Annotated in this window: 16 protein-coding genes and 2 pseudogenes; 6 read left to right on the top strand and 12 right to left on the bottom strand. The window is 62.4% G+C overall.

The window, feature by feature from the left end:
• Nucleotides 1–35 precede the first annotated feature (35 nt).
• The 5 genes and pseudogenes from AC0L2K_RS16555 to AC0L2K_RS16535 form a co-directional block, all read right to left on the bottom strand.
• Nucleotides 36–1,382 (bottom strand): annotated as a pseudogene (locus AC0L2K_RS16555) (IS5 family transposase).
• Between the two features lie 236 nt (nt 1,383–1,618).
• On the bottom strand, nt 1,619–3,403 hold the full coding sequence (locus AC0L2K_RS16550) for an ABC transporter ATP-binding protein (protein WP_473531841.1): 1,785 nt from the start codon (nt 3,401–3,403) through the stop codon (nt 1,619–1,621).
• The gene (locus AC0L2K_RS16545; RefSeq protein WP_473531840.1) at nt 3,403–4,419 is read right to left on the bottom strand and encodes a glycosyltransferase family 2 protein; all 1,017 of its coding nucleotides are present in this window, start codon (nt 4,417–4,419) and stop codon (nt 3,403–3,405) included. The genes AC0L2K_RS16550 and AC0L2K_RS16545 overlap by 1 nt, the downstream gene beginning before the upstream one ends.
• Before the next feature lie 46 nt (nt 4,420–4,465).
• Nucleotides 4,466–5,569, bottom strand: coding sequence for a glycosyltransferase family 2 protein (locus AC0L2K_RS16540; protein WP_473531839.1), 1,104 nt, complete (start codon nt 5,567–5,569; stop codon nt 4,466–4,468).
• Between the two features lie 2 nt (nt 5,570–5,571).
• A complete protein-coding gene (locus tag AC0L2K_RS16535) occupies nt 5,572–6,768 on the bottom strand; it encodes an acyltransferase family protein (RefSeq protein ID WP_473531838.1) in 1,197 nt (398 codons plus the stop codon).
• Nucleotides 6,769–7,284: 516 nt separating this feature from the next.
• Here AC0L2K_RS16535 and AC0L2K_RS16530 point away from each other — a divergent pair.
• Nucleotides 7,285–8,085: a glycosyltransferase family 4 protein gene (locus tag AC0L2K_RS16530; RefSeq protein WP_473531837.1), complete on the top strand. Its 801-nt coding sequence runs from the start codon at nt 7,285–7,287 to the stop codon at nt 8,083–8,085.
• A gap of 23 nt (nt 8,086–8,108) precedes the next feature.
• Here AC0L2K_RS16530 and galE read toward each other — a convergent pair whose 3' ends face one another.
• The 3 genes from galE to AC0L2K_RS16515 all read right to left on the bottom strand — a co-directional run bounded on the left by galE (nt 8,109) and on the right by AC0L2K_RS16515 (nt 11,630).
• Nucleotides 8,109–9,083 (bottom strand): UDP-glucose 4-epimerase GalE, encoded by a 975-nt coding sequence (gene galE / locus AC0L2K_RS16525; RefSeq protein ID WP_287238583.1) that lies wholly within the window; start codon nt 9,081–9,083, stop codon nt 8,109–8,111.
• Nucleotides 9,080–10,054, bottom strand: a complete 975-nt coding sequence (locus tag AC0L2K_RS16520; protein WP_287291997.1) for a UDP-glucuronic acid decarboxylase family protein — start codon at nt 10,052–10,054, stop codon at nt 9,080–9,082. The genes galE and AC0L2K_RS16520 overlap by 4 nt, the downstream gene beginning before the upstream one ends.
• Nucleotides 10,055–10,427: 373 nt before the next feature.
• A complete protein-coding gene (locus AC0L2K_RS16515) occupies nt 10,428–11,630 on the bottom strand; it encodes an MFS transporter (protein WP_287238587.1) in 1,203 nt (400 codons plus the stop codon).
• 203 nt (nt 11,631–11,833) lie between these two features.
• On the opposite strand from AC0L2K_RS16515, the gene AC0L2K_RS16510 reads away from it, so the two are divergent.
• The gene (locus tag AC0L2K_RS16510; protein WP_128173130.1) at nt 11,834–12,265 is read left to right on the top strand and encodes a VOC family protein; all 432 of its coding nucleotides are present in this window, start codon (nt 11,834–11,836) and stop codon (nt 12,263–12,265) included.
• Between the two features lie 130 nt (nt 12,266–12,395).
• Here AC0L2K_RS16510 and AC0L2K_RS16505 read toward each other — a convergent pair whose 3' ends face one another.
• Nucleotides 12,396–13,289, bottom strand: a complete 894-nt coding sequence (locus tag AC0L2K_RS16505; protein WP_473531836.1) for a LysR family transcriptional regulator — start codon at nt 13,287–13,289, stop codon at nt 12,396–12,398.
• Between the two features lie 97 nt (nt 13,290–13,386).
• On the opposite strand from AC0L2K_RS16505, the gene AC0L2K_RS16500 reads away from it, so the two are divergent.
• Together AC0L2K_RS16500 and AC0L2K_RS16495 are read left to right on the top strand one after the other, a co-directional pair.
• A complete protein-coding gene (locus AC0L2K_RS16500; RefSeq protein WP_473524780.1) occupies nt 13,387–14,136 on the top strand; it encodes an SDR family NAD(P)-dependent oxidoreductase in 750 nt (249 codons plus the stop codon).
• A 204-nt stretch (nt 14,137–14,340) separates the two neighbouring features.
• The gene (locus tag AC0L2K_RS16495; protein ID WP_473531835.1) at nt 14,341–14,679 is read left to right on the top strand and encodes a YybH family protein; all 339 of its coding nucleotides are present in this window, start codon (nt 14,341–14,343) and stop codon (nt 14,677–14,679) included.
• 102 nt (nt 14,680–14,781) lie between these two features.
• On the opposite strand, the pseudogene AC0L2K_RS16490 reads toward AC0L2K_RS16495, so the two are convergent.
• Nucleotides 14,782–15,242 (bottom strand): annotated as a pseudogene (locus AC0L2K_RS16490) (Lrp/AsnC family transcriptional regulator).
• A 161-nt stretch (nt 15,243–15,403) separates the two neighbouring features.
• Here AC0L2K_RS16490 and AC0L2K_RS16485 point away from each other — a divergent pair.
• Complete coding sequence (locus tag AC0L2K_RS16485) at nt 15,404–16,411, top strand: ornithine cyclodeaminase family protein (RefSeq protein WP_473524781.1); 1,008 nt, start codon at nt 15,404–15,406, stop codon at nt 16,409–16,411.
• A 78-nt stretch (nt 16,412–16,489) separates the two neighbouring features.
• Here the strand turns inward: AC0L2K_RS16485 and AC0L2K_RS16480 are convergent, their stop codons facing one another.
• On the bottom strand, nt 16,490–17,422 hold the full coding sequence (locus tag AC0L2K_RS16480) for a dimethylarginine dimethylaminohydrolase family protein (RefSeq protein WP_128246919.1): 933 nt from the start codon (nt 17,420–17,422) through the stop codon (nt 16,490–16,492).
• Between the two features lie 24 nt (nt 17,423–17,446).
• Nucleotides 17,447–19,039 (bottom strand): zinc-binding metallopeptidase family protein, encoded by a 1,593-nt coding sequence (locus AC0L2K_RS16475; RefSeq protein WP_473524782.1) that lies wholly within the window; start codon nt 19,037–19,039, stop codon nt 17,447–17,449.
• A gap of 75 nt (nt 19,040–19,114) precedes the next feature.
• On the opposite strand from AC0L2K_RS16475, the gene AC0L2K_RS16470 reads away from it, so the two are divergent.
• On the top strand, nt 19,115–19,999 hold the full coding sequence (locus tag AC0L2K_RS16470) for a LysR substrate-binding domain-containing protein (protein ID WP_128173076.1): 885 nt from the start codon (nt 19,115–19,117) through the stop codon (nt 19,997–19,999).
• Nucleotides 20,000–20,019 lie beyond the last annotated feature (20 nt).

Raw genomic sequence — 20,019 nt, 5'->3', positions numbered from 1 at the left:
ACATGAGAGGTAGTCGACCGTGAACAATCCGGGCGCTAAGCGGCGACCGACTTCGGCCGAAGTTGAAGCAGGGCGATCAAGAGCGACAAAAAATCCTTCAGCCACCTGAGCAGGAGGGAGAAGTTGTAGCCGGCGGCGGCCAGGATGGCGTTGAGGGCGTCGCCCTGCTGGCCGGCGAGGTAGTTGCGGCCCATTCTGTGTTCGCTCTTGATGTGGCCGATGACGGGCTCGACCGCCGACCGCCGCCGCATCTGGCGCTTGATGGCTGGGGTGACGCGGCGCTTCTGGCCGGCGGTGAAGACCCTGAACTTGTGGCTCTGCGGTGCGTTGTGGCCGCGATAGCCGGCGTCGGCGAGGATGCGCCGATCTCGTTGCCGATGGTCTTTTCCATGTCGGGGATGACGCTTGCCAGCGTGTGGCCGTCATAGGGATTGCCGGGCAGTGCTTTTGCATGCAGGGCGAACTGGCCACCCTTGGAACGCTTCAGCGTGGTGGCCACCGACACCTTCACCCCGAACTCGTAGGGCATATGCGCCTTGCCCTTGCCGATGCATTCTACCTCGTGTGCGTGCAGGCTGTAGATCTTGCGGCCGCGCTGGCGCTGGCGTTGCTCGAGAACGGTGGCCGCCTAGTAGAGCGGCCATTTGAAGAGCGCGTCCAGCCCCGCATCGCCGGCGATCTGGCGAGAGATGTCGCGAATGGTCCGGCCGAGATAGGTCTTGAGCCTGCGCAGCGCCTTGTTCGCCCGCTTGAACTGCTTGGCGTGGGCATAGCGCTGATGGCTGATCAGCGCCAGCTTGCCGACCCGCACATAGCTCTGGCGCAAATGGAGCCCCTTCCTCTTGGCCACCCGCACCAGCCGTTCGCGCGCGCCCGGTGGATGAGCTTGGCGTCGGTCGGGAACATGACGTTCTTCGGCTGCACGGTCGTGTCGACGATGACCTGGCGCGTGTCGGCCGGCTTCATCGCCCCGGTCTTGATCGCAAGGCTGAGGCTCTCCTGCAACAGCGCCACGATCCGCTCCTCGCCCATACGGCTGCGCCAGCGCGTCATCGAGGAGCGGTCAAACGGCAGCGTATGGCAAAAGAACGTCTCGCCGGTGAGATACTGGAAGTAAGGGTCTCCACCCAGCGCTCGCACAGCACCTCATCCGACAGGTTGAAGGTGTGCTTGAGGATCGCCAGCCCCGCCATCAGCCGGGTCGGCAGCGGCGGCATGCCGGGGCCGTCCGAATAGACGGCGCCGAAACGCTCCTCCAGCACCGGCCAGTCGATCGCCTGCGCCAGCCGCACCAGCTCGTGCTTCAAGTTGATGATCTGATCGAGCCTGGAGCGGAACAGATCCTGCTCTCCCGTCTCGCGCTTCTCGCGTGGCTTGGACATTCGCCGTCCCCTCGATTCGCCGCCGCCGAACCGAGTGAATCACGCTCCGCAGCACAAGGGAATCGCAAAACCGAATCGTAGGAAAACAGCGCTCATAAACCGCCAATCCTGCAATTCCAAAGCCGCTATCCGCCTCAATCAACATGCCAGATCAATGGCTTGCGGATAGTTCACGGTCGACGAGGTACTGCCTGCGGCGGGAAGGTGGCCGCGGCAAGCAGAATCGCAATCCCTCATCAATCCATTGAGTCATGCTGGTAAAGCTCATCCATGCTGAGCGTCGCCAGAGCGGCGAAAGGCGCCTGCTTTTTCACGCGACCGCCGCTGAGGATCACCACGTCGTCGCAGAATGAGATGGTGCTGTGATGATGACTGATCACTATGGTCGTGCGGCGGCCTGCCCTCGACTTCAAGGTCTCGACGATTGCCGCTTCCGACAGTCCGTCCACCGCATTGGTGGCTTCGTCCAGGATGAGGATATCGGGATCGCGCACCAATGCTCTCGCCAGTGCGATCCGCTGCCGCTGTCCCGCTGAAAGATTGACGCCCCGATAGCCGACGACCGTCTGGTAGCCTTGCGGCAGATGTTCAATGAATTCATGCGCTTCGGCCAGCTTTGCAGCACGCTGGGCGTCGCCGGCCGAGGCTGCGTCCTGCCCGTAGATTATGTTCTCAAAAATGGTGCCATCCACCAGTTCCAAATCCTGGCTGGCGAGTGCGATATGCCTTCGCCAGTGGCTGGGATCGATCTGGTCGAGGGGTGATCCATCGACGAGAATTCTACCGGCATCAGGCTCGACGAAGCGGCACAGGAGATTGACGATCGTCGTCTTGCCGGCGCCTGAGCGGCCGATGAGCGCCGTCGAGCGGCCGCTGCGGATCTCGAATGCCGCCGAATGCAGCACCACGGCACGCTGGTCCTTGCCGGAATAGGTAAAGGTCACGTCATCGAACTTGATCCCTTGCGCCAAGCCCTGGAACGGTCGGTGTCCTCGCGGAGGTTCGGGCTTGTCGGTCGGGTCCAGCATCCAGACCACCTCTTCAAGCGATCCGCTCAAGCCTTGCAACTGGCTCCAGGCCATTTGCAAGGCCCGCATATATGGCTGCAGCCTGTAGAGCAGGATGACGAACGCGACGATCAGCGGGAAACTCACGCCCACGAACCAGGCGCCTATCACCACCGCCAGAAACAGCATCGCGTGGAGAACCTCGGTCAGCGGCGGCAATGCGCCCTGACGTGTAAGCAGGACGAAAGCAGCCCGGCGAACCGCGTCCGACGCCTGATCGAATGTCGCCTTCTCGCGGCTCTCCTGTCCGAAAATGCGGATCAGACGCCCGGCATGCACGAGGTGGAGCATCTGCGATGCAAGATCGCTGTTGCGCGAGGCGACGCTGCGGCTGGGCGCCTTCAAATTGGCTGACAGCATGGCGTGCGCGATCTGAACGACGACCAACCCCAGCGTGACCAACAATGTCATCTGCCATGAAAGCAGGAGCAGAAAAGCCAGCAGAATGATTGCGGCCGATGCGCTGACGATGGCCGTCAGCATGATCTGGATCGCATCCGATGCCCGCCAGGATTCGTTGGAGATGATGTTGAGCAGCCGTCCGGGACTTTGCTGCAGGAAGAATGGATAACCGACCCGCAGCAACTGCTCCGACAGTGCGCTGCGGATCGAATGGCTGGCCTTGCCATAGATGAAGGTCGTCAGCAGCGTGTTTGCGAAGACGAAGACGTTCTTCAGGACGATCGAGCCGAGAATGGCGGCCGAAATGACGATCAGCCGGTCGCGCTCGCTCAGGTCAGATCCGAAATGCTGGAACACGGCAGAAAAGCCGGCCATTCCGGTTTGATCCCCCTGCCCCATGATGATGCCCAGCAAGGGGATGATCAGCCCTATGCCGAAGCCTTCAAGGGCCGCGCTGGCAAGACCCAGCATCACCACGGCAGGAAGCAGCCGCAGTTGCTTCCTTCCAAGCGCGCGGCGCAGCATCGGCAGGCTCGGCGGTACTAGTCGCATTATGGCGTGTTCACCCTCGCCTCGGCATTTGCCTGTTGATCCTGTGCTTGTTGATCCTGCCGCACTTGCGGCGCCTCTGGCCGTCTCGCCAACGAAAGAACCGCGAACTTGGCCGCGCCGAGCAGATTCATGACGACGATCGGCCAGTGCGACAGCTTGAGTTCGCAATCGAACCGAGGCCCCTTCACCAATTCCCGGAAAGCCGATCGCACGGCCCAGTAGAAATGGCGAAGCAGCCAAGGCGCATGGCGAACATGTTTCAGGCACAGCCCGCCATTGCCCAGGCAATAGTCGCGGTGGAGCTTTTCGATGGCCTTGTGATCTCGCCGGCCGTGATGATGGAAAATCATCATGTCGGGCACATATTCGACCGGGATTCCGAGCAGCACAGCTCGCACAAGATAGTCCGTATCTTCCGCGGAGCGCAGCGGGCCGCCTGCGCCGAACCGCTCGTCGAAAAGGCCGATACGGGCAGCAGCATCGCGGTGCATCGTCATGTTGCAGCCGAGCACAAAGCCGCCGGGATGAACATCCGATGTAAGCCGCTCGCGGACCAGCGATCGCTTGATCGTGAACGGCAGATCCCTGGCATCGCCGATCTCGACGCGGCCTCCCCGGATGACCCGTTCCCCGCTCCCATAATGTCGCTGCAAATCACTGAGGTAGTCGCCATGGACCTGGCAATCATCATCGACGAAGACCAGCACACGGCCCCGTGCGCGCGCCAGACCGGCGTTGCGGGCCGCCGCCAATCCGCGTCGTGGCTCGCAAACAGCGGTCAATGGGATGTCCGACAGTTCGGCGATGCTGGCCAGGCGTTCTGCCGTGCGGTCGGTCGAGCCGTTGTCGACAACCACGAGTTCGGCCGCGAAGGCAGGATGGGCACGGCACGCGGCTTGGATCGACTTGATGCAAGGCTCGAGCACCGCAACGCGGTTGCGCGTGCAGACGATGAAGCTGACCTCCGGTGCGGGGCCGTGCTGCGGCCGGGGATCGGCCGAAATGGGCGCAAGCATACTCGAGCGACTGTGCTGCAGAGGCTGGTGGGATTTGACTGTCATTCTAGCTCAACCCAAGGGAAGGCAGAACCGCCGCGGCCGGCACGGATTGCAAGTACCGCGACAAGGCGTCTACCTGCCTGGTCGCCGACATCGAGACGAGACTGAACCGCGGCGCGTAGGCGCCGGCACGCAATGCGTACCGCTCGCGACGCCGAATGCGGTCCCATTTGGCAGTCCGCGTCAGGAACTCATGCGTCAACAGCGGTTGCATCTCATCGCCTACGAGTTGGTAGAGGAAATAAAACAGGTTCAGCGTGCCGGCCTCATAGCTCGGCCTCGTTTCCGCCGGCAGTCCGGAAATCCTCTCCTGCAGCGCAAGCATCCAATCGGCGGCACGGCGGACCGTGTCCATTGAGGCAGTATCACCGATGTCGCGGAGGTCCCGCGCGTTTGGCGCGAGGCCTTCCCGCTCAAGGGTTTCGGCCACGATCTTCAAATGCGTCCTTCGCAGCTCCCGCTTGTGCCGGTTCGTCACGCTGTCGCCATGGATACGATAGGCGATCAGGTTTTCGGGGATCATAGCCGCCGGGTAACGGTCGGTGAGCCGTCTGAAGAGATCGAAATCTTCGGCATGGGTATAGCTCTCGTTGTAATATAGATCGCCGTCCTTTATGGCGTTCCTATTAAAAACTACCGTAGGATGCATGAATATCGTGAAGAACATTGATAATATGCCCAAGATATTTTCCTGAAGAACTGGATCAGGCAGGCCTTTGACGATGCGTTTGCCAAGCAGGAAATCGACACCTGCGCCGCACAGGGCGAGGTCGGGCCGCTGGTTGAAGAGTGCGACCTGACGCGATAGGCGCCAGGGATAGGCGATATCGTCGGCGTCCATCCTGGCGACCAGATCACCCCGAGCCACCGCCAGCCCTTCATTCAGGGTTGCGATGAGGCCCCGGTTTTCGCGTGAGACGATGGAGATGCGGTTGTCAGATCTGCGGAAATTCTGCAGGATCTGCAGGGAATTATCCGTCGATCCGTCATCGGTCGCGATGATCTCCAGGCGATCGTAATCCTGCCGCAGGATGCTGGCGAGCGCGGCAGCCAGATAAGGTCCGGCATTATAGATCGGCAGCAGAACGGACACCAAGGGAGCAGCCATGGTCAGTTCCGATCCGTTCGCGGGAGGTCGCGTGCCAGGGATGCTTTGCGGCCATCGAGCGGGCCGCTGAAATAAGCTCCTGTTGTCCTTCCAAGCCACCCGGCGTCATTCGTTTTGGCACCTGCCAGGATGACGGCGCCAGTTCCTGGAGCAACATAGGGGAAGTAGCGCTTGAGGCTGTTGAGCGGCTTTTCGAAAAGCAGCCATGAGACCGAAGCCACGATGATGGTCGCCGCTCCCGCAACCAGGAATCGCCCCGGCCCTTGCTCAGAGACGTTGAACGGGATCCAGGGCTGGGACATGACCGCGAGCGACAGGACGATGGGATGGTAGAGATAAACGCCGTAGCTGACGCGACCAAGGGCCAGCAGCGGTGGCAGGTTGAGAAACTTCCCCCGATAACCGCCAATGCCGGAGGAACAGCTCGCAACGACCACGACCAGCGGCGCGAGAGGCAGGACTTCCAAGAGCAGCCAGCGGACCCATTCCTGCACGGAATTTGCCGGCGTCGGAGCAAACCACTGCAGGACGAAAAAGGCGGCCGCGAGCGCCGGCCAGCCAAATCGCAACCACTGCGGTAAGACAGCGGTTCTGGTTCGGTAGACTGCAAGCAGCGCACCTGACGCCAGCGCGTCCATCGATGCTGGCGGAAGCAGGTCGCGCGCGAGGTCGGGACTTCCGGTGATCGGCCAATAAAAGCGATACGACAACGACAGCAGGATGACGCCGATACAGATCGACTGAAGACGCCGGAGCGGCGCCAGCAAAACGATCAATGGCCAGACGATATAGAACTGCTCCTCGATGCTCAGGCTCCAAAGATGGGCGAGCACCCAAGGCGTCCATTCGTTGCGCAGCGCGAACCAGAAATTCGACAGATAAAGCGCATGCCAGACCAGCGATCCCCTCGACTGCTCCAGGTCGACCAGCCAAACGAGAGTCAACACGGCAAAGTAGGGAGGGAATATACGCAGCGCCCGCCTGATGTAGAAGGATTTGAGTGCGGGCGCGGTTTCGAATTCAGCGGACGCGCGCGCGTCCAGAAGAAGCCGCGTGATCAGAAAGCCGCTCAACACGAAGAACAATCGCACGCCGATGTGGCCCCAGAAGGAGGACCCTCCCGCCGCAAAGAAATGCGAATACATTACCATCGTCACCGCGATGGCCCTCAGCGCGTCCAATTGCGTGGCGCGTCTCATCGGCCGCTTCCGCCAGTTGGATGTCTCGGATGACATCGTTGCCGCGGGTCGCCGCTGCTCACTCTGCGGACATCGGCGCCAGCGCCATGCGGCTGATCGTTTTCGCTCAAAGCGCTGCGTCTCGCGCGGGCTGCGGAGGTTCGGGCGGAGCGACCAAATGGCTCTGCGCCATCCCCCGCCAGTGGGCCCACCAGATTGCAGATTGCCTAAACACCACGGAATCTCTTCACGCCATCGAATGCCCCAGCGCGACGATAGGAAAAAAATGCTGCGTCGCAACACAAAATGTTAACGCGTTTGAAATAGTCGCGTGAGGCACGGCCTGAGAATTGCGCGAAATCCGCCCGAATCTGGCTATTTTGACAGTTTTTGACCGAAGCTCGGACTTATTCACAGTTCATGTTGGCGCGACTGTGCTGCATTGCAGCATGATCGATCGATAATAGGGATGACGTAATACTCGCCTAGGAATATGAATACACCCGGTTTGATGCGCTCGCCTGGCTGGCGCGCCGTATGCACATTCCCCTCTTTGCGACCTTCCAGGGCGGCGACCGCACATTGTCCTGGATCGAGGCGATCGCACGGCAGGCATCGCTTCGCGCTTGCAGCGGCCTGATCGTCGCATCGGCTGCTGAGCGCGAACGGCTCAGCAAAGCCTACCCGCGCATTGCACTCGACATGGCCAATATCGCCAACCCGATCGACGATGAGGAATGGAAAGCGATCGCGCGCCAGCAAGCGCGGAAGAGCCTCGGCTTGCGGAGCGAGACATTTGTCGTCGTCAATCACGGGCGCATCGACATTCGCCGGAAAGGACTCGATGTGCTGCTGAAAGCCTGGCCCTTGTTTTCCGCAGACGCATCATCGGAACTGGTGATCATCGGCTCAGGTCAGGATCGGAACGAATTTGCCGGGCCTTTGCGCGAAGCCGGACTGGCCAACGTGAAATGGCTTTCCGCCTATACCACGGATCGGTCGCTGATCCGGCGCTGGCTTTCGGCGGCAGATGCCTACGTCACCACGTCGCGCATCGAAGGCATGCCGGTAGCACCGCTGGAGGCGATGGCTTGCGGCCTGCCCGTCGTCGCTACCGACGCACAGGGGCTCCCCGACATTCTGGCAAACGGCGAAGCGTCGGGTGGGCTGATGGTGCGAAAGGACCAGCCGGAGGAAATCGCGCGCGCCCTGCAAAGACTGAAGGACAATCTGCACTTGCGGGAACGCCTTGGTCAGGCATCGCGAAAACGGATAGAGGAAAATTTCTCGCTTGCCGCAGTGGCCGCCGCTCTCGATTGTTTATTGACCAGGCGCTAGGGCTCTTCCGCAAAAAAAGATCGTCACAACCGGCGGCGATACCAGGCCAGCGCCGTTTCGACGATCCGGTCAATTCCGGATTGCTCAGGCATCCAGCCGAGTTCCCGGCTCGCCTTCCCGGCCGCGGCTACAAGCGCAGGCGGGTCACCCGCCCTGCGCGGACCGTAGGCTACGGGAAGGCGCGTTCCCGAAACCCGGCTCACCGCATCGACCAACTCGTTCACCGTCGTCCCGGTTCCGGTGCCGAGATTGTAGACGTGGACTCCCGGATCGCGCAGAAGCTTCTCCCCCGCCAGAACGTGCGCACGGGCGAGATCGCTGACGTGGACATAGTCCCGCACCGCGGTTCCGTCCCTTGTGTCGAAGTCGGTGCCATTAATGGTAAAAATCCGGCCCGACCTGACCGCCGCCTCGATGGCGAGCGGAATGACATGCGTTTCCGGTTCATGCCGCTCACCGACCTCGCCGTCCGGATCACATCCGGCCGCGTTGAAATACCGAAGCACAACCGCGTTGAGGCCATGGGCATCCGAAAGATTGTCCACCATTCGTTCTACAATGAATTTCGACCATCCATAGGGATTGATGGGCGACTGCGGATGCGTTTCGTCAATCGGGGAACGAATCGGAACGCCGTAAGACGCGCAGGTGCTCGACAAGATCAGCTTGTCGACGCCGATCTTCAGCATTTCCTCGAGCAAGACCAGCGTCCCAAAACTGTTGTTTCGGTAGTAGAGTTCCGGGCGCTCGACGGACTCGCCGACATAGGCGTAAGCGGCGAAATGCGCCACCACATCCGGCCGATACTGGTGCAGCGCTGCTGCCACCGCTACGCGATCGCAAATATCGCCCTCGACAAGCGGTCCCCATTTGACCGCATCGCGCCAGCCGCGCGAGAGGTTGTCATAGGCAATGACCGACCAACCGGATTCGGCGAATGCCTTGCAGCAGTGTGAGCCGATATAGCCCGCCCCGCCAGTGACCAAGACTGTTTTCATTCGGCTGCAGCGGACCGAGCATATCCCGACGAGACCAAGCCTTCGAAATAGGCAATAGTCGTGGCGAGACCGTCGCGCAATGCGATTTTTGGCTTCCAATTGAGCTCGCGCAAGGCGCACCCGATATCAGGCTGTCGCTGCCTTGGGTCATCGACGGGCAAAGGTAAAAACCTAATCTCGGATCGGCTTCCGGTAAGTTCGATCACGAGATTGGCGAGTTCGAGCATCGTGAATTCGACCGGGTTGCCGAGATTGATCGGGCCGGTAACATCGTCGGCCGTGTTCATCAGGCGAACCAGACCGTCGATGAGATCGTCGACGTAGCAAAATGAGCGTGTCTGCTCGCCGGTGCCGTACACGGTTATCGGCTTGTTTTGCAGTGCCTGCACGATGAAGTTGGAAATGACGCGGCCGTCGTCCGGACGCATCCTCGGACCGTAAGTGTTGAAGATGCGCGCTACCTTGATCCGCAGCCTGTCTTGCCGCCAATAGTCGAAAAACAGGGTTTCGGCACACCGCTTGCCTTCGTCGTAACAGGAACGGGGACCTATCGGGTTTACCCTGCCCCAATAGTCCTCGGTTTGCGGGTGAATCTCGGGATTTCCGTAGACTTCAGACGTGGACGCCTGAAGGATCTTTGCGCGAACCCGCTTGGCGAGTCCCAGCATATTGATCGCCCCATGGACGTTGGTCTTTGTCGTCTGGACCGGATCGAACTGATAGTGGACCGGGCTTGCCGGGCAAGCAAGGTTGTATATTTCATCAACTTCTACGTAGAGCGGAAATGTCACGTCGTGGCGAATGATCTCAAAGGATCTGTTGTCGAGCAAATGCGAGACGTTTCTCCGACTTCCTGTGAAGAAATTGTCGACGCATACAAGCTCGTGGCCTTCAGCAAGCAACCGCTCGCATAAGAACGATCCCAGAAAACCTGCGCCCCCCGTCACCAAGACTCGCTTTGCCTGCGGCATTTTTGGGATCCTCACGCCAGTTCTTCACGCAATCGAATGCGCAAAGCCCTGGGCGGAGGATAGGAAAAAAATGCTGCGCCGAAAACACAAAATGTTAACGGACCTGAAATAGTCGCGTGAGTGCGCGGCGCACGATCCATGAAAGCCCCTTTTGCCATTCTTTGACGGTTTTCGTCCGAACCTCAGCCTACCGGCAATCGACATTTGGAGGTGAATGCGCTGCGTTGCATCATGATCGTAATAAAGGGAGATGGATCCTGCACAGTCTTGACCCGGCTCCTATCGCTGCCGATGAACGCCTCGCAGCTTGGGGGTCAAAAGCTGACATAGCCGATGTCCACGTTCGACCCCCTGCGTCCTCTCTTCACCAACCCTACGCCGGTTGCAATTCCCTGCGCGGCAGCCGCGGGAAGGCGACCGCCACCGCCACCGCGCCGAGCCCTACAAGGGCCGAGCCGATGAACAGCCAGGAATAGCTGGCATAGGCATCGAACACCATGCCGCCGGCGAGCGGGCCGAAGGCCATGCCGATGCTGGACAGCATGGTGACGGCACCAAACACCGTGCCGAGGATGCGCTGGCCGAAATATTCGCGCGCCAGCACCGCATAGAGCGGCATCACGCCGCCATAGGTGGCGCCGAAGATGACGGCGAGCGTGTAGAATTGACCAAGCTCGCTGACCGCAAGATAGGCTGCGATGACCACGGACTGTATCGCCAGACCGGTAATCAGCACCGGCTTGACCCCCAGCCGGTCGGCAAGCACGCCGTATAGAAGCCTGCCGCCTAAGCCCGCCAGGCCCTCGATGCTGTAGATGCTGACCGCCGCCATCGGCGCTATGCCGCACAGCATGGCATAGCTGACCATGTGAAAGATCGGTCCGGAATGCGCCGCGCAGCAGGCAAAGAAGGTCAGTGCCAAAACGATGAATTGCGGCGAGCGCAGCGCCTGTGGAACCGACATGCCGGTATCGTTGGCGGCAATATCGGCGGCGGCGTCTTCAGCGGCAGGCTTGGGCGGCTGGCGCACCAGCAATGCGGCCGGCACCAGCAGCGCCCATGCCGCGACGCCGATGACGAACATGGCGGTGCGCCAGTCATAGGCCGTGATCAGCCATTGCGCGAAGGGCGAGATCGTCATCGGCGCCACGCCCATGCCCGCCGAGACCAGGGAAACGGCCAAGCTGCGATTGGTGTCGAACCAAGCGGCGGTCAGCGCGATCATCGGCGCGAAGAAGGCGCTTGCCGCGAGGCCGACGAGCACGCCATAGGTGATCTGGAAGACAAGCAGCGAGCCGGTGCGGCTGGCCAGCACCAGCGCCAGCCCGAGCAGCAACGCACCTGTCATCACCACGATGCGGGCGCCGTAGCGATCGTAAATGGCGCCCCAGGCGAAGCCGCCGAGGCCCATTACCAGGAAGTTCAGCGTCATAGCGCTCGATATGCCGGCGCGCGACCAATCTGTGTCGAGCGCCATCGGTTCCAGGAAGATCGCCAGCGAGAACATCGCCCCGAGGGCGACACAGGTCATCACAGCACCTGCCGCGACGATGACCCAACGATAGGAAAGGCTCATATTTTTCTCCCGAGATCGTTTGGACACGGCGCGACTTCTTTCAAGCTTCGTCACACCGCTTGCGTCCGAAGGACGATGACGACATTTCGAATCCTACAATCCGGTTGCATTTTTTATCCAGTCAGGAAATCGCGCCATTCAATTGCTCCATTGCATTGACCGTGCACCGTCCTGAGCTAGATTTCCAACCTGGCGATCAGGAGCTGTCAGGCATGGAACTTCATCGCGGCCGTCTCATCGACCACGTCCAGCTGGTGGTCAGGGATCTCAAGGCCAGCCGCCGCTTCTACGAGGCGGTTTTCAAGGTGCTCGATATTCCGATCGGCGGCAGCGCCGAGGATTATTTCTGGGCCGACGAGCTGTTCGTCTCCAGCATCGACAGCCGGGCGGCCAGCGGGCAACTGACGGGGCGCCACCACCTTGCCTTCCAGGCAAAGGACCGCGCGATGGTCGACGCCTTCTACAAGGCCGGCCTCGATGGCGGCGGCACGGACAATGGCGCACCCGGCGAGCGGCAGCACTACCATCCCGGCTACTATGCCGCCTTCCTGCTCGATCCCGACGGCAACAACATCGAGGCCGTCTTTCACGGGCCGGCCAACCGCAGCGCCGCTTCGGTGGAGATTACGTTTTAGCTCGATGACAGGTATTCTCGTTACGTCGCGCCGCGCCAACGCTTAATATTCAACTTCAACGCAGCGACGCTCAAAGGCTACCGCATGGCCATCGACGAAGCGCCGCTGTCTTTGCCACGGAGCTCCCGCCCTATCGCGTCAGCACCGCCATCCGGCCCGCCAGGAACTCAACGAACCGCCGGGCGCGGACCGGTAGCTGTCGCCCATACGCATGGACGATGTGCACCGGCATAGTCGGCATCGCGACCTCGGGTAGAATGCGGACCAGACGGCCGGTGTCGAGATCGTCCTGCACGGCAAACTGCATCAGATGCGCGATGCCGGCTCCGGCCAGCGCCGCTTGCCGGATGGCGCCGCCGTCGTCCGTATCGAGCCGCCCGTTCGGCACGATCACCGCGCCGTCGGCGAAGGTGACCGGATAAGGCCGCCCGGCCATCTGATAGCGGACGGAGTCGTGGCTCTGCAACGCCTCGACCGATGCCGGCCGGCCGCGCCGTTCGACATAGGCCGGCGGGGCCACCAGCACGATCGGCAGATTGGCGATTTTGCGCGCGATGAGCCCGGTGTCCGACAGCGTCCCCATGCGCACCGCTACATCATAACCTTCGCGGATCAGGTCGGCGTGACGGTCGGTGACGCTGAGCTCGAGTTTCAGTTCGCCGTGCTGCGCCAGGAATGCTTGTGCCCATGAGGCAATCAGGCCGCGCCCGAGTTCGACGGATGCCGTGACGCGCAGCAGGCCGCGCGCGGTATCCGCCATCTGGACGATGTCCTCGGCATCGTCCAGCGCTCTGAGCAAAGGCGCGACCCGCTCGTAATAGGCGAGGCCTTCGCTGGTCAGTGCCAGCCGGCGCGTCGAGCGCTGGATCAGCCGCACGCCCAGCCGCCGCTCGAGCCGCGCCACGCTCTTCGACACCGCCGACGGGCTGGAGCCGACCAGCCGGCTGGCGGCATGGAACGAGCCGGCATCGACCGTGCGCACGAAGGCGACGAGACCGGCGGTCCTTTCGAGGATGGTGGTCATTCAAGAATTCCAGGCACGAAAGAACCGATCGAGGTGACCCTAAATACGCTATCCGATCACCATTAAATACCGCTCATCATCGACAAAGGAGAGATTGATGAGCAAGCTGAACGGCAAGGTCGCCATCGTCACCGGCGCCTCCAAGGGTATCGGCGCCGGCATCGCCAAGGGTCTTGCGGCGGCCGGTGCCGCCGTGGTCGTCAACTATGCCTCGTCGAGGGAAGGTGCGGACCGCGTCGTTGCCGAGATCAAGGACGCAGGCGGCCGAGCCGTTGCCGTCCATGGCGACGTGTCGCAAGTGGCCGACGTGCGCCGCCTGTTCGAGGCCGCCAAATCGTCGTTCGGCGCGGTGGACATCCTGGTCAACAATGCCGGCGTCTTCGCATTCGAGCCGCTGGAAGCGGTGACCGAGGCCGAATTCCACCGTGAGTTCGACACCAATGTGCTGGGCACCATCCTGACCATCCGGGAAGCGGTGAACCATTTCGGCGCCGGAGGCGGCAGCGTCATCAACATCAGCTCGGTCGCCAGCCTCAACCCGCAGCCGAACTCGCTGGTCTACGCCGCCACCAAGGGCGCAGTGGATTCGATCACGCTCTCCATGTCGAGAGAGCTCGGCGCCCGCAACATCCGCGTCAACGCCATCGCGCCTGGCGGCGTCGACACCGAGGGCCTGCAGCGGATCGGCATCGTCGGCAGCGAGTTCGAGAAGCAGGTCATCGCCATGACCCCGCTCGGCCGCTTCGGCCAGCCCGACGACATCGCCCGCATCGCGGTGTTCCTCGCCTCCGACGACGCATCCTGGCTGAGCGGCGAGCGCATCACCGCCTCGGGCGGTTGGAGATAGGCGTAGAGCGCGCGGACCTGCCGTTTCACGGACCATCCCACCCAGCGTGACGTCGATAAAACCCTGCAATCGATGACGAGAGCGATCTGAGCCCTATGTTGCGGCGATGGAGGAGCGCCGTGCGGTATCGATGACGGCGAGAAGCCAGGGAGACAACGGATGACGGACGACGAAAGAGCAATCCGAAAGCTGGTCGAGACGTGGATGGATGCGAGCAAGCGTGGAGACACCGCGACCGTCCTCGGCTTGATGACGGACGACGCGATCTTCATGGTTCCCGGCCGGGAGCCCTTCGACAAGGAGATCTTCGCGGCAGCCGCGCAGGAGATGGCCGGCGTTCATGTCGACGGCACGAACGAGATCGTTGAACTACAGCTTCTTGGCAACTGGGCCTTCATGCGCGGTCGTATCGATATGACCGCAACGCCGCCGAACGGGAAGCCGGTGCGTCAATCGGGATATACGCTGACGCTCCTGCGCAAGGAGGCTGATGGTGCGTGGCGGCTGGCCCGCGATGCGAACCTGCTGACCGCGCAAGGCTAGAGCCGGTCTCCGGCATCTCTGCACCGGAAGGCGCGCCAGGGAGCGACAGGATGGCGAAGATGCGTGCAGGTCGTCCTGAACAGCGTTCCCCTCCTCCACTGATCACACCGGCAAGAGGGCGTTCGGCTCGACATCGGCGATGGAGGCGAGGGTGTGCGTTTCGCGCACGCCGGGCAGTGGCAGGATGACCCGCTGCAGGAAATCCTTGAACACCGCCATATCGGCGATCCGCGCCTTCACCAGATAATCGAAACCGCCAACCACCATATGGCACTCCAGAACCTCCGGAGCCTTCGCCACGGCTTCGGCGAAACGGTCAAAGACATGCCGCGCCGTGTGGTCAAGCCGGACCTCGATGAACACCAGCGTTCCCCGGCCGCCCTTGCGCGGATCGAGCACCGCCCTGACCGCGGTGATGAACCCGTCGCGGAACAGGCGCTTCACCCGCTGGCTGGCTCCGGTCGGCGACAGCCGACACGCCCGGCAAGATCAAGCGTCGTCCGGCGCCCATCCTCCTGCAGCAGCCGGAGCAGGCTGCGGTCTATCTGGTCGAGGTCGTCCATTTTCACAATCCACTCTATCTCAGGGATTTGTGTGCTGATTTCACGCAGAGATATCAAAATCAACGTATTTCATCACATAAAACCTCGCAATAGCCTGCGCTTCCCTCACCCACTCAAAGCAAACGTGGTGAGCCGATTTCGACAAACAAAAGGAGTGCAAGATGACCAAGGAAGCGTTCAGCCCAGCCGGCAGGAGTGCGGCGGAAATCAGCAAGGGAGCGACCGAGATCCTGGTGCTGAGCGAAGTCGACGTGATGGCGTGCATCGATCTCAGCCAGCTTCTCGATGTTCTGGAAGACGGCTTCAAGGCGCTGTCACAAGGCAAGGTCGTCAATCCACCCCGACCACAGCTCAACATCCCAGGGGCCGGCTACAGCCTCGCCATGCCGGCCTGGATGGAGGGCATGAACCTGACCGTCAAGGTCGTCAACGTCTTCGAAGGCAATTTGGCCAAGAACCTGCCCAGCCACCTCGCCACCATCAGCCTGTTCGATCCGCTGTCCGGCCTGCCGGTCTGCATCATGGACGGCACCTTCATAACCGCGGTGCGAACCTCCGGCTCCGCCGTGCTGTCGGTGCGCGCGCTCGCGCGCCGGGACGCGAGGATAGCGACAGTGGTCGGCGCCGGCGTGCAGGCCAACCAGCACCTGCATCTGTTGCCGCTGGTGCGCGACTTTGCCGAAATCCGGGTCGCTTCGAAGAGCTTCGACGATGCGGCAGCGCTTGCCCGGCTGCATCCGTCGGTGGTGGCGGTCGCCGACCTCGAGGCGGCAGTGCGCAGTTCCGACGTGGTGTGCCTGGCGACGCATTCCTACGAGCCGGTGATCGAGGCAGACTGGGTTCGGCCGGGCACGCACGTCTCGTCGGTCGGGGTGGCACCACCCGGCGGTGAACTGCCGATCGAGCTCATCGGCAAATCCAGTCTTTTTGTCGAGACCAGGGATGCGTTCGAACCGACCCCGGTCGGTTCTTGCGAGCTTGCCGGCTTCGACCCGGATTTCGGCACTGAGCTTGGCGCCATGCTGCTCGACCGCGCGCCGGGCCGTGTTTCGGATCAACAGATCACCACCTACAAGGCGATGGGCATTGCCATGGAAGACATGGTCGCCGCCGATCTCGCCTATCGTTGCGCCAAGCGTCTGCGCAAGGGAAAGCTCATCGTGCTGTAGGCGTGCCGCGAGCCAGGCGGGATCGACGTTGCTGACAATGGCGCTTTCGCGGAAGCGGCCGGGCTAAAGGGCGGTCCCTCAGGCCGGCACACGCTTCAGCGCCTGCGCCATGCAGTGGATGCCGCCGCCGGTCTTCGAGACCTCGCTCATGTCGACCGCCGCCACTTCGAAGCCGCGCGCCTTGAGCTGGCCGATCAGCGTCTGGCTGGATGTCGGCGCGATCACCCGGTCCTTGCCCAGCGACATGAAGTTGCAGCCGAGCGCCATCGTGTCCTGGAAGGGCACGTCGATGATCTCGTGGCCCTTGCCCTTCAGCCAGTCGACGATGCCCGGCTCGGTGCAGGCGAGGCAGACGGCGGTCAGTTTCTCGGCGATCGGCACCACCATCAGATCGATATGGACATAATATTCGTCTATGAAGGCGATGCGGGTTTCCCAGCCCTCCTTGTCGAACCAGGCCTGGACCTGGCGAGCGCCCTCCTCCTGGGTGCGTGCGCCGCCGCAGCCGATCAGCACCACGCCGTCCTCGATGACGTTGAAGTCGCCGCCCTCGAAAGTGCCCGCCGTGACCATGTCGTAGATCGGAATGCCGAGCTTCTCATAGGTGCGGATCGCCGCATAGTTCTCGCCGCGCCGCCACCATTGGGACATCGCGGTGATGATGGCGCCATACGGCGTCATGACGCTGGAATCGCGCGAATAGACCTGCATCGGCAGCTCCGGCGTCGGCTCGTGCCAGTGGATGTTGACGCCGAAATGCTCGTAAGCGGCGACCAGGTCCTTGTGCTGCGCCTGCGCAATCTGGACGTTGCACGGCGCCTCGCGCAAATGCTTGCGCGATAGCGAGCTGGTCGAGAGATGCCGCAGGAAATTCGGCGAACCGAGCAGCACGTCGGTCAGGACGTCGGTCTCGTTGGCAAAGCCCCAGGCGGTCAATGGCTTGGTGCCGCCGGCCGGGTTGCGGCGCTGCAATGAAAACGGTTCTGCTACGATGCGGTCATGGACGGTCATGGGATTTCTCCTGGCTTCGAGTGATCACGCGGCTTGATTGCTTGGTATCCACCATTCCCGTCCGCGCGGGGTGGTGACATATTCCGGCCAGCGGAAATGGATCGGCGGTTCGTAGTCGCAGAGCGGCGCCAGCCAATTGCTGCCACCAATGCCGCCGCCGGTGCGGGCGACGAATTCGTCCATCGCCGCGTCGCGGGCCGCCTTGTCTTCCAGCAGGCGAAGGGCTGCCAACGCAATCGTCTTCGACGCGCAGGCAACCATCGGATCGATGGTGGCGGAAATGCCGCCCAGCGCATTCATCGCCCAGGACGGGTAGGCGTGGCCACTCTCGCAACGCAGCGCCGGTCGGGCGACATAGAACCGCGCCGTCGGCGTCTGCCACGACATGTCGGTGTAATCGTCGGAGGTCGAATTCAGCTGCGACGGCGGCAGGTCGCGGCGCAGCAACGCCTCCGCCTCCTCAGGCGCAATCAGCTGCTCCAACTCGGCGATGAACGGCTCGTCGGTCGCCGCGCCGCCGGCATTGACCTGGATTTCGCGGGCGATCGCCTTGGCCGCCTCGTCCCAGCGCGGTGGCCCGACGGTCGACAGCGCGTCATAGACGATGCCTGACATTGCGTGATTGGCTAGCCCCGGCCGCGACTTCGATACCCAGTGCCGCTCATGGCGGCAGCCGCTCATCTTAGCGGCGGCTTCCGCATTGCGGTCGAGCACGGCGGTCACCTGCTCAGCCATCGCCAAGGTCGGCACGCGGATCATGTACTGGATCTCGGCCAGACCCGCCGGCAGATTGTCGGCGGTCGCCTGTCCTGCCGTCAGGATCGCCTCGCTGATCGACCAGCCGCCCTGATGCGGCAGCATGGAATCGCGCAGCGCCTTGGACGCCATGTACATCATCATGAGCGCGTCATTGGCGCCGGGAGCCCTGATCGCCGAATGCGCCTGCGGGATTGGCGCGCCATCGCTTGCGCGAACCCAATTTTCGGGTTCGTCGCACACAAAGCGGTAGATCATCGCATAGGCCGCACCGCAATGCGTATCCCAGCGCGCGGTGTTGCAGAGCGGCAGCATGTAAAAGGGATGGAAGGAAATCATGCCGGCGAGGCCATCGTAGTAGCCCTTTGCCGCGTGGATCGGCTTCGATCCTCGCACTTTCTCTGCCGGCTCGCCGGTGAAGCGCAGCATGCCCGATATGCCGTGCCGCTGCATCGCCGCCTTGGTCGCCAAAAGCCCGCCCAGGCTGGCAATGCCGAGCCCGGAATGCGGATCGGTGTGGCCTCCGGCCTGTTCGCCAAGGCCCGGACGCGGTCGCTTCACGGTCGCCGCATCCTGGCAATTGCCCGGCACCGCGTCATACTCGGCATACATGCCGATGGTCGGCCCGGCGCCGTTGGTCCAGTGGGCGCAAAAGGCGGTCGGCATCCCGCCGGAGCCTTCCTCGACCGAAAAGCCCTCGTGCTTCAGACGCTCGACATACCAGGCGGCCGACTGGTATTCGCGCCAGGCGGTCTCGCCGAAATCGAAGATCGTCCGCGTCCATGCCGACAGCGACGGCTGGATGTCGTCCAGACAGGCAAGCGCGGTCGCTTGAGCCGAGTTCGTCACCGGATCCTCCATCGGTCAAAGAAAGCAGTGAAGCGCCTCGCCAAAAAGTGATATGTTTTCCCGGCTCATGCAAATTCGGTTCACCTCTTGAGGATTCCCTCGACGCAGGCGCTGCGCGCCCTCGACAGTTTCGCCCGCCACGGCAGCGTCTGGCGCGCCGCCGACGAACTGCATCTGACCCGCAGCGCGGTCAGCCACCAATTGCGGCTGCTCGAACGCGATCTCGGCTTCGACCTGCTCGAGCGCATCGGCAAGGGCGTGGCGCTGACGCCGCGCGGCCAGCGTTACGCCAGTGACGTGCGCAAGGCGCTGACGGTGCTCGGCGATGCGGTAACGCGCCATGCCGGCACCGGCGTCGGCGGCTCGTTCAGCGTCAGTTGCACGCCGGGCTTCGCCTCGCTGTTCCTGTGCACGCACATCGGCGAATTCCGGCAGATGTACCCCGATGTCGCGCTGCGCATCCTGACGCCGCGGCGGCTGGACGACGTCAGCAATGCCGAGGCCGACGCCTTCATCGCCTTCGGCGTCGGCAACTGGCCGAACCGGGCGGTCGAGCTGTTGTGCGAGATCTCGTTCACGCCGCTGTGCAGCCCGACGCTGCTCAACAAGATCGGCGGGTTTTCCAGGCCGGCCGACGTGCTGCGCGCCAATCTCCTGCATCTCGGCGACACCGAGGACTGGGCGCGCTGGCTGGCGCTGTCGAAGGTCGAGAATCCCGACACCGAGGGCGGCATCTTCTTTTCCGACATGAACCTGGTCTTTTCGGCCGCCATCGCCGGCCAGGGCATCGCCATGGGCGACGAACTGACCAGCCGCCGGGCGCTGAGCGAAGGCCGGCTGGTGCGCCCCTTCGACATCGCAATCAGTTCGCCACGCTCGTATTTTCTCGTTTCCGAGCATGCCAAGGCGGCGCATCCGGTGCTGGAGGCGTTCGGGAGGTGGCTGAGGTCGAAACTGTCGGAGATTAGCTAATCTCCCTCTCGAGGGGGATG

This window comes from Mesorhizobium sp. WSM4817, assembly GCF_055811135.1.
The sequence above is the reverse complement of the archived record's forward strand: the minus strand, read 5'-3'. Positions and strand labels throughout refer to the sequence as shown.

What these genes read in the sequence shown, in the direction of transcription:
- galE (WP_287238583.1), bottom strand. Translation starts at nt 9,083, where the DNA reads ATGAAAACAGTCTTGGTCACTGGCGGGGCGGGCTATATCGGCTCACAC.
- AC0L2K_RS16520 (WP_287291997.1), bottom strand. Translation starts at nt 10,054, where the DNA reads ATGCCGCAGGCAAAGCGAGTCTTGGTGACGGGGGGCGCAGGTTTTCTG.
- AC0L2K_RS16500 (WP_473524780.1), top strand. Translation starts at nt 13,387, where the DNA reads ATGAGCAAGCTGAACGGCAAGGTCGCCATCGTCACCGGCGCCTCCAAG.
- AC0L2K_RS16550 (WP_473531841.1), bottom strand. Translation starts at nt 3,403, where the DNA reads ATGCGACTAGTACCGCCGAGCCTGCCGATGCTGCGCCGCGCGCTTGGA.
- AC0L2K_RS16495 (WP_473531835.1), top strand. Translation starts at nt 14,341, where the DNA reads ATGGATGCGAGCAAGCGTGGAGACACCGCGACCGTCCTCGGCTTGATG.
- AC0L2K_RS16475 (WP_473524782.1), bottom strand. Translation starts at nt 19,039, where the DNA reads ATGGAGGATCCGGTGACGAACTCGGCTCAAGCGACCGCGCTTGCCTGT.
- AC0L2K_RS16515 (WP_287238587.1), bottom strand. Translation starts at nt 11,630, where the DNA reads ATGAGCCTTTCCTATCGTTGGGTCATCGTCGCGGCAGGTGCTGTGATG.
- AC0L2K_RS16505 (WP_473531836.1), bottom strand. Translation starts at nt 13,289, where the DNA reads ATGACCACCATCCTCGAAAGGACCGCCGGTCTCGTCGCCTTCGTGCGC.
- AC0L2K_RS16535 (WP_473531838.1), bottom strand. Translation starts at nt 6,768, where the DNA reads ATGAGACGCGCCACGCAATTGGACGCGCTGAGGGCCATCGCGGTGACG.
- AC0L2K_RS16540 (WP_473531839.1), bottom strand. Translation starts at nt 5,569, where the DNA reads ATGGCTGCTCCCTTGGTGTCCGTTCTGCTGCCGATCTATAATGCCGGA.
- AC0L2K_RS16530 (WP_473531837.1), top strand. Translation starts at nt 7,285, where the DNA reads ATGCACATTCCCCTCTTTGCGACCTTCCAGGGCGGCGACCGCACATTG.
- AC0L2K_RS16485 (WP_473524781.1), top strand. Translation starts at nt 15,404, where the DNA reads ATGACCAAGGAAGCGTTCAGCCCAGCCGGCAGGAGTGCGGCGGAAATC.
- AC0L2K_RS16480 (WP_128246919.1), bottom strand. Translation starts at nt 17,422, where the DNA reads ATGACCGTCCATGACCGCATCGTAGCAGAACCGTTTTCATTGCAGCGC.
- AC0L2K_RS16545 (WP_473531840.1), bottom strand. Translation starts at nt 4,419, where the DNA reads ATGCTTGCGCCCATTTCGGCCGATCCCCGGCCGCAGCACGGCCCCGCA.